The organism is Sinorhizobium sp. BJ1, assembly GCF_002531555.1.
In the GTDB taxonomy this organism is placed as follows: Bacteria; Pseudomonadota; Alphaproteobacteria; order Rhizobiales; family Rhizobiaceae; genus Sinorhizobium; species Sinorhizobium fredii_B.
Genome location: NZ_NWTH01000048.1, coordinates 1 through 14,220, shown reverse-complemented (window position 1 = coordinate 14,220; position 14,220 = coordinate 1). Strand labels below are relative to the sequence as shown.

The window sequence follows — 14,220 nt, the reverse complement described above, 5'->3', positions numbered from 1 at the left end:
CCTCTCGCTTGAACGTCTTTACGTCCTTCCGAGAAAGCAGGATCACGGCAAATGACGCCGGCGGCAATATAGCGGAAAGTGTCGGTTTTCAGGTCGAACCGCTGCGACCGCGCCTACAGCGCCGTGCGTCTTTTCAGACGCACAAGGTCGCTGCAGTCCATTGAATTGCTGCATGCTCTTATCCTTGGATCGGCTACGATTTAAGGGAAGTGCGGTAGCTCAGCTCTTCGCCCGGAGCATGGCGCGGGCCGGATCATAGCCCCAGAGGGCGGCCAGCATGAACAGGACGAAGCAGGCGCTGACCCAGGCGAGCGCCGTGAGATTAAGCTCGCCATAAAGCGCAAAGCGTATCAGTTCGACCGCATAGGTAAACGGGTTCAAAGCGCAGATATCACGCAGCAACGGCGAGCTTTCCGCCATCTTCCACAGCGGATAAAGCGCCGAGGAGAGGAAAAACATCGGGAAGATCACAAAGTTCATGACCCCGGCGAAATTCTCGAGCTGCCGGACGGTCGATGAAATCAGGAGCCCGAGGGCGCCGAGCATCAATCCGCTGACCAGCAATGCGGGCAGCACGGCGATATAGCCGATGGGCGGCAGCGTGATGCCCGTGAGCGCCGCAATTGCCAGGAAGACGGCGACCTGCAGAATGGAGACGATCACGCCGGCCAGCAGCTTTGAGAACAGCAACCACCAGCGCGGCAGGGGCGACGTCAATAATAGACGCATCGACCCCATTTCCTGGTCGTAGACCAGCGACAATGACGACTGCATGCCGTTGAACAGCTGGATCATCCCGCAAAGCCCCGGAAGGATATAGACCTCATAGGTGATATAGGTCTGGTACGGTGGGATGATCGACACGCCGAGCGCTGCACGAAAGCCGGCAGCAAAAACGATAAGCCAGACAAGCGGGCGAACGAGAGCGGCCAGGAAGCGGCCGCGCTGGCGAACGAAGCGCAGGTTTTCGCGGGTGATGATAACAGAAAGCGCAATCAGCCATGCCTTCATGCCGGAACCTCCCGACCCTCGGCCGTCATCGACAGGAATGTCTTGGCAAGCCCCTGTCCGCCAGCGAGGTCCTCGGCACTGCCATCGCTGAGCACCTTTCCACGATGCAGCACGACGACCTGATCGGCCGGCTGAATCTCGTCGACCAGATGGGTTGCCCAGAGCACGGCAAGGCCGCGCTCTGCCAGCAGATGCACATGATCGGTGATCGCCTGGCGGGAGGCAGCGTCCAGTCCGACCGTCGGTTCGTCGAGCAACAGGATCTTAGGGTCGTGGATCAGCGCCCGGGCGATCTCCATGCGGCGCCGATGTCCACCATTCAGCGCACGAACCTGCTCGTCGGCCCGCTCGGCCATGCCGAGCTGCGTCAGAGCCGCGTCGATCGCCAAGGCAGCCTGCCGTCCCGACAGTCCATGCAGTCCGGCGAAATAGCGTAAATTGCGCCGCACCGTCATGTCCAGATCGAGCGTCGGCTGCTGGAACACAACGCCGATACGGGCAAGCGCCGCACGCGGGTCGCGAGCAATATCGAAGCCGGCCACGCTGATATCGCCCTCCTTCGTCACCAGCAGCCGGGTGAGGAGAGCGAACAGGGTCGATTTACCGGCACCGTTCGGCCCGAGCAGCGCACAGAACCGCCCGGCCGCCACGGAGAAACTGACATCGTCGAGCGCCTTGCGCGATCCGTAGCTGTAGCTGACATGGCTGATCTCAAGCCCGGTCACAACGCGCCCTCCGAGGTGATCAATGCCGATCGTGGCGCAACGTCACCAGTAATTGTCGCCGGTTTTCCGGCAAGACGGAGGCAGCGCCGAGTCAGCCTGTTCGCCTCTACGTCTGAATGGGTCACGAGAATGACGGCAGGGCCGGTTTCGGCGATCAGCGCCTCTGTCAACGCCAACATTTCTTCGGCGGTCGCCGGATCGAGCGACACATAGGGCTCGTCCATCACCAGAAGTTCGGGTCGTCCGGCGAAAGCGCGCGCCAGCGCCAGCCGCCGCTGCTGCCCGAGGGACAACTGGCCCGGAAATTGGGGCGCCTTGTCGACGATGCCGACCCGCTCCAGTGCCGAAAGCGCCGCTTGCGTTCCGAGTTCAGTGTGCACCAAGGTCAGGTTCTGCAGGACGCTCCGCCACGGCAGCAGAACAGGCTCCTGAAACACCATGGCGATCTTTTCCGGGCGGTTGATTTCGCCCTTGAAGGCGTGGTCGATCCCGGCGATCAGCCGAAGCAGCGTCGATTTGCCAATGCCCGACGGGCCGAGTATGGCGAGCGTCTCACCAACCTCCATCTCGAAGTGAATGTCGCGGAGGATCTCCTCATCGCCGAATGCCTTTCGTCTGACATCGACCTTGATCATGCCGTCCTCCAGCGCCGTACCCGGCGCTCGGCCGGCTGCAGGAACAGAGCTTCGACCAGCAGCATCACGCCGATGAAAGAAAGCGCATAGACCAGCACCATGGCAACATCGAAGAGCTGGAAATAGAAATGAATCTGGAAGCCCACGCCGCTGGAGCGGCCGAGAAACTCGACCACCAGGACGATCTTCCATATCACTGCAATACCGGAGCGGGCAGCCCCGGCGAGGAACGGCGCAAGCTGCGGCATGATCACGTGACGCAGCCGCGCCAGAGGCGCCATGCGATAGACCTCAGCCATGGCGCCGAGGTTCGGATCGAGGGCCCTTGCACCTTCGCGCAGGATCGTGGCGACATTCGGAATCTTGTTGAGCACCACGGCCATGATCGCCGCCGTCTCGTTGAGGCCGATCCAGAGATAGCACAGCACGATGAGCACGAGGGCCGGCAGATTGAGAAACACGACGAGCCACGGATCGAGCCATCGATCGACGGAGGGAACGCGGCCCATCACGAAGCCGAGCGCCAAGCCGATGGCCATGGCCGGCACGAAGGCGCAAACCACGCGCCCCAACGTCATGCCGAGATGATAAGGCAAAGCGCCGGAAACAACGACGTCCACAAAAGGTACCCATAGCGTCCAGGGCTGAGGCAGGACGGAGGCGTCCGCCGTCAGTTCGGCCGCCGCTATCCAGAGCAGCAGCAGAAGGCCTAACGACATTGCCCGCACTAGTGCAGGATGTTGCAGCGTTTTATTCAAGGTGCAGAAACAATCCTTCGGGCAGGCTTGTTGCCTTGCCGACGAGCTCCGCTCCGCCGAGTTCCGCCATCAGCCGCAGAAACCGGTCGGCTGCCGCCTCGTCGATCGGCTTGCCGCTCGGAATGCCGGCGCGATAGCCGTCGCGCAGCGCGATGAATTCAGCGTCGTCTCCCGCATTCATCTTTTCTCGCAGTCCTTCCCACGCCGCGTCATCGTTGCGCAGCAGGTCCTTGGCCCCGCGCGACGCCTTATAAAGACCTTTGACGATGTCCGGATGGGCCCCGGCATACTCGCCCTTCAACACATAGCCGAGCAGCGGCGTGTCGGGATCCAGCTTGAGCGCCGCTGCGGCCTCGGAGACGGAGATCAGCTCATGCATGCCCTTGGCCTTCATCTTGGCGAGGAAGTGCCAGAAATTGATCGCGCCCGCCGTTTCACCGGCAAGCGCCGATTTGAAGATCAGCGGCGGCGCCCCGAACACCTGCTCAGTTTCAGTGGCCAAGTCCATGCCGTGTTGCTGCTTGGCATAGGCGCGCAGGATCAGCCAGCTCTTGTCGAGCGGCCCGCCGGCGATGCCGATCTTCTTGCCGGCAAGGTCCGGCAGCGCCTTGATGCCGCTGTCATCCTTCACCACCAGCCCCCCGACTGCCAGCGAATAGGGAATGAAGACGTAGTCCTTGCCGGCGGCACGCTGGTTGGCCACCCATATCCAGTCGGCCACCATCGTGTCAGCCTCGCCGCCCTCGAAGGCAACGCGCGTTGCACCGTTGTCTGCATAGTCCTGGACAGCCAGCTCGAAGCCGTTCTTGCGGTCGAACTCGTGGGCCTTGATGGTGGAAATCTCCCAGTTCACCGTGCCTGACGCCAGCATCGCCGCCCGCAATTGCGGCAGATCCTCGGCCATGGCAATCGCCGGTCCGAAGGCGAACAAACATGCGGCGAGAAATCGTTTCAAAACCTTCATTGCCTTCCCCTCGAAACTGCCGCCTTCGTTTCTGCCTTGCCGTCCAGCGGATTTCTATATGATTTCGCTACTCAGTTCGCGCCCGCACTCATTCCTTGCGTTTATCGGCGACGGTCAGGTCAGCATTGCGCTCCATATCGTATTGGCCATCGCTGCAGAACACATCATCGAGCTCGTAGCCCTTGCCGCCCGCCCCTATATTGGCGGGGTCAACCTCGCGGCGAGCATGTCCGCTATCGCCTTCTGGCAGCGATCTCTTCGGCACGCAGGCCCCACGGCGCGCCAAGCAGAACTGTAAGAACGACGCCGGTCGTCAAACGGATTTTCATCGCATTTCTTCCCTGTCCCCACCTGGTCACTGAATGGAAATCGCCACTTTCTGACTGTCGCTTGTCGTGTTCGGAATTCTCACCTCGTAGCTGCCCGGCTTTATGGCGATGAAGGAGAGGGTCGCCGTGCCCGCCTCGTCGAATTCGAGGCTGTCGATCGCCATGGGGCGGACTTCGATGCCGTTGATGACGATCTCGTTCATCCAGATCGCCCGAAAGAACGGCTCACCGGTAATGGCGAGTTCCGCCGAGCCATCCGCCGTGATGCGCATTTCGTAATAGGCGCCGGACTGCAACGCAACGGCACCCTTGCCCAGCGGCTTGCCGGAGCCGAGCGTGATCTCGATCGGCTCGCCCCGATTGCATTTGGCGAGTAACCCGGCAAAGCCGAGGTCGGTGCAGAGCGGCGCCGCGACGGCCGGGGTTGCGGAGAAGAGCGCAGCCAGCGCCGCGAAAACGCATTTATGCATGAAGATCCTCCCAATGTGTCGATGCATCGTGCCGTCTCAATTCGGAGCGACCACAACTCCCCAGGGCTGCTCGCCGACTTGCACTGATCGGAGCACCTTTTCCGCCTTGACGTCTATGATACTAACGTCGTTGGAATTGCCATTCGTGGTGATCAGGAACTCCTCGCCCGGGGTGAATGCCATCTGCCAGACCCGCTGCCCCACAAGCAGGTAGTCGAGAACCTCATCCGTCGCCCCGTCGATGACCGCTACGCGGTTGGCCGGGCCGAGCGCCACGAAAATGCGCGAGCCGTCCTTGGTCGCCTTGACGCCGACCGGCTGCAACCATTCCGGCAGTACGCCCGGCACGGCAAAGCTGATCTTCTTGGCGATTTTCGGCTCGGATGCCGACAAGTCGATCACGGAAACCGTGCCGCCGATCTCGGAACTGACGTAAAGCTTCTTGCCGTCGGCCGTGAACTCGGCATAGCGCGGCCGCTGGTCCACCAGCACGTTGTGCACGATCTTGTAGGTCGAGGCGTCGATGAAATGCGCCATGTTGGTGGTTTCGGAGGTATTGATCACGGTCTTGGCATCCGGACTGACCGCGACACCTTCCGGTTCGACGCCGACCGGCACCTCGGCCAGCACCTGGTGTGTCTTGACGTCGACGACGGTGACCAGATTGTCGTCCTCGTTGGCGATGTAGAGCGGATTTCCTTTGGGATCGAGGGCGAAAAGTTCCGGATCCGGGCCAGACGGCAGCGTGTGCAATTCCTTGTAGGTGTCGGGATCGAAGACCCGGACGGTGTCGTCATCCGACGCACAGACATAGAGTTCCTTGCCATCGGGGCTGATGGTGATGCCGCGCGGCCTGTTGCCGGCCGGAAATGTGGCGATGACCTCCCAGCTTTGACTGTCGAGCACGGTCACGCTGTTGCCGCGCTCGTTGCTCACGAAAACCTTGTTGGCTTCGGCAGGACTGGCAAGCATCAGAACGGCTGGCAAAAGCACCAGTACGGATCTCGGCATTCTATCCTCCAAAGGCGTGGCAGGCTGTTTCGGGCGCATCGATGCCCAGCGTATCGAGTGGCGAGTGCTGGTGCAGGTAACCGTCCTGTGGCGACACGGAAACCGTCACCCGGCCGTCGGTCAAAAGGATCGGCTGGCGCAGTTGTCCGTTCCAGGACCGGAAGGTCAGCTTCTGGCCCTTGAACGCAGCCAATTCGAAATCCGCCGAAAGGGCATATGCCCGCACGGTCGCCGGATCAGCCTTGCCGGACCGCGTCACGACCTCGCCGATCACCCGCATGGCGAGCCAGGCCTGATAGTCCTCCTCGCGCATGTTGCGGCTGGTGAGTTTCTCGAAGCGGCGTTGGAACTGGGTCGCGCCCCAAGCTTCATGAGCGGCATGCCAGGACACCGGGCGAAGGCCCGCCGATCCCGCAACGGGTCTCGGATCCCAAGTATGATAAGGCAAATAAGGTGCGAAAACGCCGGCCTCATCGGCCGCGATGATCACGTCATAATCCTCGGCGTCCTGTGTAAAAACGGGGATTTGTTTTTGCACCATAACATGGCCAGTATCCGTGCGGCGGCCCCCGCCGGTGTCGACGAACTCGCGCTCCTCGACGATCTTCGCGCCGAATTTGGCTGCCGACTTGCGATAGCTGTCGGCCAGCAGCCTGTCTTCGGGATGAGAGCCGTGGATCAGCAGGATACGCGACCATTTCTTCCACATGAGAAACTGGACAATGCTGTCGCTGAGCATGGAGCGGCTCGGCGAGACATGCAGCACATTGGCCCGGCATTCGGCATCGCGCAGGGCGTCGTCGCGGGCGCCCGCGTTCATAAGCAACACCTCGCGTCCGGCCCGGTCGGACAGCGCCTTGAGGATGTCACCTTCGGCGATCACCGCGATGAGGCCGATACCATCAGCTTTCAACGCATCGAGTGCCGCTGCTGCCTTGTCCGGCGCCACCGCCTGCGTTTTCACCGTGTAGTCCATGCCGGTGAAGGCGCCGGTCGTCCTGTTGTCCTCGTTCCCCAGCATTGCGCCGGCAAAACCCAGATCGGCAGGCGGCGCGTCGAGCCGAGAGATCGGCGGCCCGACCACACGATCGATCCGCAGCACGGCCGTCTTCACCTCCACCGCCCGCAAAGGGGACGCGACAAGCATCGCCGCCAATAAAGAGGCAAGCGCAAGCGATAGCTTAGACATCGCCGGGGCGACCTCCCAATCTTCCGACACTCCTCTGGAAGAGGAGATTAACAGCGCAATTTGTACAGCAAAACCGAGACTTATGGAGCGTAGTCTCGAAAAATGCCTGTGCTAGGCTGAGCCTTATGCAACGCATCCTGATGGCCCTTGTGCTCGCCTTGTCGCCGACGCTTGCTTTGGCAGCGCCGCAGAAGCCGCTGATGTCGGGCGCCAAGGTGGCGTTCCTTGGCCTGACCTTCATCGATCTCTCGACGGAGGGCGCCTATAATGGTGTGCGCGCCGACGAAACAGCGCGGATCGAACTCCTGAAGAGTGCCACGCGCGATCGATTCGTCGACGAAGGTTTCGTCGTCCTCTCGAATGATCCCGTGGCGACCGAACTTGCCGCCACGGTCAACCCGGCCGACTGCTACGGCTGCGACGTGCGCATGGCCGCCCGGCTCGGCGCCGACTATGTGCTGGTCGGCGAAGTGCGGAAGGTCTCCAACCTCGTCCTATCGATCAATCTCGTGCTGCGCGATGCACTTTCCGGCGAGAAACTGCGTGGCCTTGCGGTCGACATCCGGTCGAATACTGACGACAGCTGGCTGCGCGGCATGCGCTACATCCTGAAAAACCACTTCTTTAAATCGTGAGGCGTTTCATGCGATATCTCGGTCATCTCCTGCTGACAATCCTGCTGCTGTTGCCAAGTACAGTCCTTGCCCATGGTCCGACACGCCAGAAGCTGGTGCTCTCGGTCGATGTCGCAGCAGCACCGGATGCCGTCTGGGCGGTGATCGGCAATTTCCAGGATATGAGCTGGCACCCGGCCGTGTTCTCGACCACGGGCCAGGGTGGCAACGCGCTTGACGCGACCCGCGTGCTGACGCTCAAAGAGGCCGAAGGCCCGACAATCTCCGAGGTCCTCTACAAGTATGATGCGGCGAAAATGTCCTATTCCTACAGGATCACCGAAGTCGACGTGTCAGTGTTGCCGGTCACCAACTATTCCGCGCACCTGACGGTGACGCCGAAGACCGGCGGCGGCTCGCATATCGAATGGAAGGGCGCCTTCTATCGCGGCTATCCGAACAATGATCCCCCCGCCAACCTGAACGACGAGGCCGCCCTTGCCGCTGTTGGCGCAGTCTACAAGGCCGGCCTCGATGCGCTCGAAAAGAAGTTCGGCAAATAGCCTCCGCCTCCTCGCCGCGGTGCTCGTCGGCCTGGCGACGCCGGACGGCACCGTCGCCGACTATGCCTATGTCACCAACCAGTCGTCGAGCGATCTCAGCGTGGTCGATCTCGACCGAATGGTCGAGGTAGGACGGATCTCAGTAGCGGGCCAGCCGGCGGGCATCGCCGTCGCGCCCAAGCTCGCTGCCGTTTTCACCGTCAGTCCGGACAGCAAGATGCTGCGCCGCTACGGCATCCCCGGCGGCGCGCCGGTCGCCGAACGGAGGCTTGACGGCGGGCCGATCGGCGTTGCGGTTGACGAGCGGCGCGGCCGGGTGTTCGTATCGGACTGGTACAATGCGCGCGTCTTTGTCATCGCCGCTGATGGCCTTGCCACTTTGAAGGTGCTTTCAACGGGCAGCGCGCCGGCCGGCCTTGCACTATCCCCCGACGGAAAGTGGCTGGCGACAGCCGACCGGGATGCCAATCAGGTTTCGATTTTCGATGCTGAGACGCTGACGCTTCAACATCGGGTGACCGTCGGATCGCGTCCGTTCGGTGTGACGTTTTCGCCTGACGGCCGGCTGTTTTCCGCAGATGTCGGCAGCAATACGGTAACGGCCGTCGATCCCGTCAGCGGCCGGGTCCTTGGCCGTGCCGCGACCCGCGAACGACCCTATGCCGTGGCCTTTGCCTCGGGACGAGGTTTCGTCACCAACCAATATGACGACAGCGTCAGCGTCTTCGACGCGCAAAGCCTGGCCGCAGTCGCCCTCATCAATACCGGCGAGTATCCGGAGGGCATCGATACATCGACGGACGGCCGACAGATCGTCGTGGCGAACTGGTTTTCAAACAGCCTCACGGTAATCGACTCCAACAGTCTGAAGGTTATTGGCGAGATCGCCACCGGCGACGGACCGCGCGCTTTCGGACGCTTTCTGGCGCCGGCGCCCGGTGATGTCGCGGTCCCCTCCATGTGGCGGTGACCGTTTCACCGCCCACCCGGCTTCAGCGCCGAGATCGTGGCGCACCGTGTAAGGGAGCCCGCCGGACGCTCGATAAGTAGGAAATAGGAAAGAAGACAGGCGCAGGCGGATCAGTTTGGCAGCTCGAGGGGCCCCGTGCCCATGTCGTTCAGGAGCGGCACACCCGCCTCGGCGAGAATGGCGTTGATCTCGGACTGGTTTCGGCGGATCAGGGAATTCAGCTTGCGCTCCCAGACTTTCTCGCCCTGCCGCACGCCCATGGTGATGCGGTAGAAGAGCTTCGGCGAAGTCGGCTCCGACAAGAGCGGCGTCACTTTCAACTCCGGATGACTCGCCTTGACCAGCGGGGCACCGATCGGGCCCCACAGGATGGCCGCGTCAATGGCACCGGATTTCAGGTCGGCCAGCATCTCTTCAGCCGGGTCCTCGTAGCGCCGGTCGACCATCAGATGGTATCCCTTCGCCTTCGGCATCAGTCCGTTTCTTGCCACATGCGTAGCCGGCGGAGTTCCCGCGATGACGCCGATCCGCTTGTCCTTGAGAAGAGGGTCGGCCAGAGTCGTGACGCCTGCCAGCGGACTGCCAGACGCGACGATCAGCATATAGGCCGAGGTGTAGTAGTGGTTGGTGTTCAATACCAGTTCGTCGCCCTGGGCATAACCGATGACCACATCGCAAGCATTGGCTTGCAGCGTCTTGCGAATAAAGCCGGTCGCCATGGGAAACCAGGTGTATTCGAGCGGCAGTCCGAGCCTCGATGCCATCAGTTCGGCGATCCTGTTCTCGAACCCTTTACCTGAGCGATCCGACATCGGCAGATTGGCCGGATCGGCACAGACACGAAACGCCTGTTTCGATACCAGGTCCGACGTCTGAGCCGCCGCCGACGTTGTCAAGGCAACCGCCAGCAGCAGAACGCCGGCGGCTGCAGCGAGGCTAATCGCGGCCGAGGCAATCGTTTTCAGCATCTCGGATCGCATCGGATTTCGGTTCCTTTTTGGCCGGGCGTCCCCGCGGCAGGGCATCGGCTCCGCGCGCCTTCAAATAGGTGTAGATGTCATCGAGATAACACATCACGTTGACGTTCTGACCAAAGGCGGGCATCACCGAATGCTCGGCAACATTCACCTTCTTGCGTCCGTTCGTGACGACATCGACGAAAGCATAGTAGTCCATTGTTATCGCGGACTTCTTCAAGGCTGGCGCATAGCTCGAGCCTTCGCCCTCTGGGCCATGACAGACATGACATTCGGAGTGATAACGGCGAAAGCCCGAATAGGTCATCCAGTCGACCGTGCCATCCTTGGCGATATTGAAGGTCGGAACGTCATCGGCGGTGTAGTAGCGCCCATTTTCGTCGCGGACAGCGGTGATATTGTCCGTAGCCGCCGGGGCGTCCTGTGCGCCGGCGGCACCGGCCATAAGCGTCCACACGGCGAAGATCATCGGCAGTGCTGGTCTGATTCTGGTCATCTTACGTCCTTTTAGGCAGAGAACGAATTGGCGCGGGCTTTCATGAACCCGCGCCAATTCCCTGGGCGTGCCTTTTACTTCGGCAGCGAGAACACGGTGAGCGTGCCACCCAGCGCAGTATAGTTGCTGAGGGCCGAGTAGCCGCCGACGGCTCCGAGACCATCAGTCGGGTTGGTCAAGCCGGCCGCCAGGCCGATACCCGCCCAACCACCGACACCCGAAAGCACGGCCACATACTGCTTGCCGCCATGGGAATAGGTCATCACGTTGCCGATCACTCCGGAAGGCGTCTTGAAGCGATAGAGCTCCTTGCCTGTCGCGGCGTCGACCGCCTTCAGATAGCCCTCGAGCGTTCCGTAGAAGACCACGTCACCGGCGGTTGCCAGAGCGCCCGACCAGACGGAGAACGGTTCGGGCAGCGACCACTTGATCTTGCCTTCCTTGTTGTCCCAGGCAATGAAGTTGCCCATGCCTCCGTGGCTATCCTTCGGCGGATACATCGACAGCGTGGCGCCGACATAGGGCTGGCCGGCTGTGTAGCTTACCCGGAACGGTTCGTAGTCCATGCAGACGTGGTTGGTGGGCACGTAGAACAGCTCGGTCTTCGGCGAGTAGGCCGCGGGCTGCTGGTCCTTGGTGCCGAGCGCGGCCGGGCAGACGCCGGTCGTGTTGGTGTCCTCGCCATTCTGCTCGGTCGAATACTGCGACACCACCTGCGGCCGGCCATACTGGTCTGACTTCGGGTCCATGACGACTTCAGTCGCCCAGTTGACGGTGGGATCATATTTCTCCGCCACCAGCAGCTCGCCGTTGACACGATCCAGCGTATAGCCAAAGCCGTTTCGGTCGAAATGGGTCAGCAGCTTGCGATCCGTGTCGCCGATCTTCTGCTCGGTGAGGATCATCTCGTTGATGCCGTCATAGTCCCATTCGTCATGCGGCGTCATCTGATAGACCCATTTGGCCATGCCGGTGTCGACATCGCGCGCCCAGATGGTCATCGACCAGCGGTTGTCGCCGGGCCGCTGGGTCGGGTTCCAGGTCGAAGGGTTACCCGACCCGTAATACATCAGGTTCTCTTCGGGATCATAGGAATACCAGCCCCAGGTCGTGCCACCGCCGATCTTCCACTGATCGCCTTCCCAGGTGGTGAGGCCTGAGTCCTTGCCGACCGGCTTGCCGAGATGAGTGGTCTTTTCAGGATCCATCAGCGTGTCGCTATCCGGGCCCATGGAATAACCGCGCCACAGGAGCTTGCCATCGGCCATCGAATAGGCCGTCACGGAACCGCGAACCCCGAACTCACCGCCGGAGATGCCGACGATGATCTTGTCCTTCACCGGAAGAACGGTGGCAGTATTGGTCTCGCCCTTGGCCGGATCGCCGTTCTTGACGCTCCAGAGCACCTTGCCGGTCTTGGCGTCCAGTGCGACCACGGTCGTATCTGCCTGGTGCAGGAAGATCTTGTTATCCGCATAGGCCACGCCCCGGTTGACGGTGTCGCAACACATGACGGGTATGACTTCCGAATCCTGCTTCGGCTCGTATTTCCAGATGATCTGGCCCTCTTTGCTGAGATCCAGGGCATAAACCGTATTCGGGAACGGCGTATGGACATACATGATATCGCCGACGACCAGCGGCGAGCCTTCATGACCGCGCAGAACACCGGTCGAGAAGGTCCACGCCACCTGTAGTTTGTCGACATTATCCTTGTTGATCTGGTCGAGCTTGGAGTAGCGCAGATTGGCGTAGTCGCCGGTTTGGATGGCCCATTGATTGGGGTCATCGATTTGCTTCTGCAGTTCCGAGTTGGCGAGGGCGACATGCGCACCGCCTATCGACATCAAGGCAAGCATTGAAAGAATTCGTTTCATTTCATCCTCCTCTTGAGTGCTGCCGATCAGGGCACTTCACCCCGCTCGCCCCGGGAAAACCTTGCGGTCTCCTCTTTCCCGGTATCGGCTTGCGACACTATTTTCGAAGATCCATGCGCTGCCTGGGCCGCCTTCCTCCTGCTGGTGTACCGGCTCCTGTTTTGCGGTTAAGGAAACTTCGCCAGATATGCGATTAGATCGGCGCGCTCGTGATCCTTGCGCAATCCCGCAAAGGTCATCTTGGTGCCGGGCAGGAAGGCTTTGGGATTGGTCAGAAACTCGCCGATCTTGTCCGGCGTCCAGACCAGGCCGCTCTCGGCCACCTTGCCCATCGCAGTGGAGTAGGCAAAGCCTTCGGCTTTGCCGGCTGGCCGGCCGAGTATGCCGGTCAGCGCAGGGCCGGTCTTTGCCTTGGCATCTGGACCAATCGCGTGACAGGCCTGACACTTGCGAAAGACCTTCTCGCCCGCGGCCGGATCACCCGCCGCGGGATCCAGCGCAAGCGCCGGTTCGACCGCGCCCGTGAATATTCCGCCGAATACGACTACAGCCGCGACGAGGGCACCAAGTCTTGAAGTCATCCATTCCTCTCCCTTACGCGGCGTTCAGCCGCTCTGCATGCCAGCGCACGTGGTCTTCGCCGAAGCTGGCCACGAAGTAATAGCTATGATCATATCCCGCCTGCAGCCGCAGGACGCCGGCCTGGCGGCGCTCCGCCAGCAGTCGGGCCATCGCCTCGGGCTGCAACTGTGCGAGAAACTGGTCCGCCGCGCCCTGATCGATCAGGATATCGCCTTGCCAGCCAAGTTCGCTCAGCAGCAGGCAGGCGTCATACTTGCCCCAATGCGCCTCGTCGTCGCCGAGATAGGCCGAAAACTGCTTACGGCCCCAATCCGAGCGGGTCGGGTTGACGATCGGCGCAAAGGCCGAAACCGAACGGAATAGGCCGGGATTGCGAAAGGCGATGGTCAGCGCGCCATGGCCGCCCATCGAGTGCCCGGTAATGCCGTTGACGCCGTTGACCGGCAAGTGCTCCTGCAGCAAGGCGGGCAGTTCGGTGACGATGTAATCATACATCCGGTAGTGCCGTGCCCAGGGTTGCTGCATCGCATTGACGTAGAACCCCGCGCCCTGACCGAGATCATAGTCTTCGTCGTCAGCAACGCCCTCGCCGCGCGGCGAGGTGTCGGGGAAAAGCAGTGCCAGTCCCTGCTCCGCCGCGTGCCGCTGCAGTCCGGCCTTGATCATGGCGTTCTCATGCGTGCAGGTCAGCCCCGACAGAAACCATAAGAGCGGGACCGGACGCGTCCGCGCCTGCGGCGGCATGTAAAAGCCGAAGGTCATCTCAACGCCACAAGCCTCGGACGCGTGCCGGTAAACCAACTGGGTCCCGCCGAAGCATTGGTTTTGCGCTACAAGTTCCATCTTTGCGCTCAATAGATCACTACGCTTCGGATGCTTTCGCCGGAATGCATCAGTTCGAAGCCCTTGTTGATGTCGTCGAGCGGCATCGTGTGGGTGATCATCGGATCGATCTCGATCTTGCCCTCCATGTACCAGTCGACGATCTTCGGCACGTCGGTGCGGCCGCGGGCGCCGCCGAAGGCGGTGCCCATCCAGGAGCGGCCGGT

17 protein-coding genes and 1 pseudogene are annotated in these 14,220 nt (G+C 61.5%); 4 read left to right on the top strand and 14 right to left on the bottom strand.

All coding sequences use genetic code 11. From position 1 onward, the window contains the following. Window positions 1-219: 219 nt before the first annotated feature. From CO676_RS31445 to CO676_RS31425, 5 genes are read right to left on the bottom strand one after another with little or no spacing between them, the layout of a single operon-like run. On the bottom strand, window positions 220-1,011 hold the full coding sequence (locus CO676_RS31445; RefSeq protein ID WP_097523973.1) for an ABC transporter permease: 792 nt from the start codon (window positions 1,009-1,011) through the stop codon (window positions 220-222). Further along, complete coding sequence (locus tag CO676_RS31440; RefSeq protein WP_097523972.1) at window positions 1,008-1,736, bottom strand: ABC transporter ATP-binding protein; 729 nt, start codon at window positions 1,734-1,736, stop codon at window positions 1,008-1,010. Before CO676_RS31440 ends, CO676_RS31445 begins: the two co-directional genes overlap by 4 nt. Next, the gene (locus tag CO676_RS31435; protein WP_097523971.1) at window positions 1,733-2,371 is read right to left on the bottom strand and encodes an ABC transporter ATP-binding protein; all 639 of its coding nucleotides are present in this window, start codon (window positions 2,369-2,371) and stop codon (window positions 1,733-1,735) included. Before CO676_RS31435 ends, CO676_RS31440 begins: the two co-directional genes overlap by 4 nt. After that, complete coding sequence (locus CO676_RS31430) at window positions 2,368-3,129, bottom strand: ABC transporter permease (RefSeq protein ID WP_179875719.1); 762 nt, start codon at window positions 3,127-3,129, stop codon at window positions 2,368-2,370. Before CO676_RS31430 ends, CO676_RS31435 begins: the two co-directional genes overlap by 4 nt. Next, a complete protein-coding gene (locus tag CO676_RS31425; protein ID WP_097523969.1) occupies window positions 3,122-4,093 on the bottom strand; it encodes an ABC transporter substrate-binding protein in 972 nt (323 codons plus the stop codon). The genes CO676_RS31430 and CO676_RS31425 overlap by 8 nt, the downstream gene beginning before the upstream one ends. Between CO676_RS31425 and CO676_RS35535 the strand changes: the two genes are divergently transcribed. Beyond that, window positions 4,032-4,391, top strand: coding sequence for a hypothetical protein (locus CO676_RS35535; RefSeq protein WP_179875718.1), 360 nt, complete (start codon window positions 4,032-4,034; stop codon window positions 4,389-4,391). The genes CO676_RS31425 and CO676_RS35535 overlap by 62 nt on opposite strands. A gap of 57 nt (window positions 4,392-4,448) precedes the next feature. Here the strand turns inward: CO676_RS35535 and CO676_RS31415 are convergent, their stop codons facing one another. Genes CO676_RS31415 through CO676_RS31405 form a run of 3 tightly spaced genes read right to left on the bottom strand, consistent with a single transcriptional unit; the run spans window position 4,449 to window position 7,092 of the window. Continuing rightward, entirely contained in the window at window positions 4,449-4,892 is a 444-nt protein-coding gene (locus tag CO676_RS31415) for a hypothetical protein (RefSeq protein ID WP_097523968.1), read from the bottom strand. A gap of 36 nt (window positions 4,893-4,928) precedes the next feature. After that, complete coding sequence (locus CO676_RS31410; protein ID WP_097523967.1) at window positions 4,929-5,903, bottom strand: YVTN family beta-propeller repeat protein; 975 nt, start codon at window positions 5,901-5,903, stop codon at window positions 4,929-4,931. 1 nt (window position 5,904) lies between these two features. Next, window positions 5,905-7,092, bottom strand: a complete 1,188-nt coding sequence (locus tag CO676_RS31405) for an ABC transporter substrate-binding protein (RefSeq protein ID WP_097523966.1) — start codon at window positions 7,090-7,092, stop codon at window positions 5,905-5,907. Between the two features lie 125 nt (window positions 7,093-7,217). Here CO676_RS31405 and CO676_RS31400 point away from each other — a divergent pair, with 125 nt between their 5' ends. From CO676_RS31400 to CO676_RS31390, 3 genes are read left to right on the top strand one after another with little or no spacing between them, the layout of a single operon-like run. After that, the gene (locus CO676_RS31400) at window positions 7,218-7,727 is read left to right on the top strand and encodes a DUF3280 domain-containing protein (RefSeq protein WP_097523965.1); all 510 of its coding nucleotides are present in this window, start codon (window positions 7,218-7,220) and stop codon (window positions 7,725-7,727) included. An 8-nt stretch (window positions 7,728-7,735) separates the two neighbouring features. Further along, the gene (locus CO676_RS31395) at window positions 7,736-8,269 is read left to right on the top strand and encodes an SRPBCC family protein (protein ID WP_097523964.1); all 534 of its coding nucleotides are present in this window, start codon (window positions 7,736-7,738) and stop codon (window positions 8,267-8,269) included. Further along, the gene (locus CO676_RS31390) at window positions 8,241-9,239 is read left to right on the top strand and encodes a beta-propeller fold lactonase family protein (protein ID WP_097523963.1); all 999 of its coding nucleotides are present in this window, start codon (window positions 8,241-8,243) and stop codon (window positions 9,237-9,239) included. Before CO676_RS31395 ends, CO676_RS31390 begins: the two co-directional genes overlap by 29 nt. 110 nt (window positions 9,240-9,349) lie before the next feature. Here CO676_RS31390 and CO676_RS31385 read toward each other — a convergent pair whose 3' ends face one another. The 6 genes and pseudogenes from CO676_RS31385 to CO676_RS31360 form a co-directional block, all read right to left on the bottom strand. Further along, a complete protein-coding gene (locus tag CO676_RS31385) occupies window positions 9,350-10,219 on the bottom strand; it encodes a substrate-binding domain-containing protein (RefSeq protein ID WP_097523962.1) in 870 nt (289 codons plus the stop codon). Further along, window positions 10,176-10,712 carry a c-type cytochrome, methanol metabolism-related gene (locus tag CO676_RS31380; RefSeq protein WP_014763826.1) on the bottom strand — a complete coding sequence of 179 codons (537 nt, stop codon included), beginning with the start codon at window positions 10,710-10,712 and terminating at the stop codon, window positions 10,176-10,178. The genes CO676_RS31385 and CO676_RS31380 overlap by 44 nt, the downstream gene beginning before the upstream one ends. A gap of 74 nt (window positions 10,713-10,786) precedes the next feature. Beyond that, a complete protein-coding gene (gene xoxF5, locus CO676_RS31375) occupies window positions 10,787-12,589 on the bottom strand; it encodes a lanthanide-dependent methanol dehydrogenase XoxF5 (RefSeq protein ID WP_097523961.1) in 1,803 nt (600 codons plus the stop codon). Between the two features lie 167 nt (window positions 12,590-12,756). Then, window positions 12,757-13,170, bottom strand: coding sequence for a cytochrome c family protein (locus tag CO676_RS31370; protein WP_097523960.1), 414 nt, complete (start codon window positions 13,168-13,170; stop codon window positions 12,757-12,759). 13 nt (window positions 13,171-13,183) lie between these two features. Beyond that, the gene (gene fghA, locus CO676_RS31365) at window positions 13,184-14,014 is read right to left on the bottom strand and encodes an S-formylglutathione hydrolase (protein ID WP_097523959.1); all 831 of its coding nucleotides are present in this window, start codon (window positions 14,012-14,014) and stop codon (window positions 13,184-13,186) included. A gap of 8 nt (window positions 14,015-14,022) precedes the next feature. Beyond that, window positions 14,023-14,220 (bottom strand): annotated as a pseudogene (locus CO676_RS31360) (S-(hydroxymethyl)glutathione dehydrogenase); the annotation flags it as partial.

Coding starts and splice junctions, on each gene's coding strand:
- CO676_RS31445 (WP_097523973.1), bottom strand. CDS start 1,011: ATGAAGGCATGGCTGATTGCGCTTTCTGTTATCATCACCCGCGAAAAC.
- CO676_RS31435 (WP_097523971.1), bottom strand. CDS start 2,371: ATGATCAAGGTCGATGTCAGACGAAAGGCATTCGGCGATGAGGAGATC.
- CO676_RS35535 (WP_179875718.1), top strand. CDS start 4,032: ATGGCAATCGCCGGTCCGAAGGCGAACAAACATGCGGCGAGAAATCGT.
- CO676_RS31425 (WP_097523969.1), bottom strand. CDS start 4,093: ATGAAGGTTTTGAAACGATTTCTCGCCGCATGTTTGTTCGCCTTCGGA.
- CO676_RS31415 (WP_097523968.1), bottom strand. CDS start 4,892: ATGCATAAATGCGTTTTCGCGGCGCTGGCTGCGCTCTTCTCCGCAACC.
- CO676_RS31410 (WP_097523967.1), bottom strand. CDS start 5,903: ATGCCGAGATCCGTACTGGTGCTTTTGCCAGCCGTTCTGATGCTTGCC.
- CO676_RS31405 (WP_097523966.1), bottom strand. CDS start 7,092: ATGTCTAAGCTATCGCTTGCGCTTGCCTCTTTATTGGCGGCGATGCTT.
- CO676_RS31400 (WP_097523965.1), top strand. CDS start 7,218: ATGCAACGCATCCTGATGGCCCTTGTGCTCGCCTTGTCGCCGACGCTT.
- CO676_RS31395 (WP_097523964.1), top strand. CDS start 7,736: ATGCGATATCTCGGTCATCTCCTGCTGACAATCCTGCTGCTGTTGCCA.
- CO676_RS31390 (WP_097523963.1), top strand. CDS start 8,241: ATGCGCTCGAAAAGAAGTTCGGCAAATAGCCTCCGCCTCCTCGCCGCG.
- CO676_RS31385 (WP_097523962.1), bottom strand. CDS start 10,219: ATGCGATCCGAGATGCTGAAAACGATTGCCTCGGCCGCGATTAGCCTC.
- CO676_RS31380 (WP_014763826.1), bottom strand. CDS start 10,712: ATGACCAGAATCAGACCAGCACTGCCGATGATCTTCGCCGTGTGGACG.
- xoxF5 (WP_097523961.1), bottom strand. CDS start 12,589: ATGAAACGAATTCTTTCAATGCTTGCCTTGATGTCGATAGGCGGTGCG.
- CO676_RS31370 (WP_097523960.1), bottom strand. CDS start 13,170: ATGACTTCAAGACTTGGTGCCCTCGTCGCGGCTGTAGTCGTATTCGGC.
- fghA (WP_097523959.1), bottom strand. CDS start 14,014: ATGGAACTTGTAGCGCAAAACCAATGCTTCGGCGGGACCCAGTTGGTT.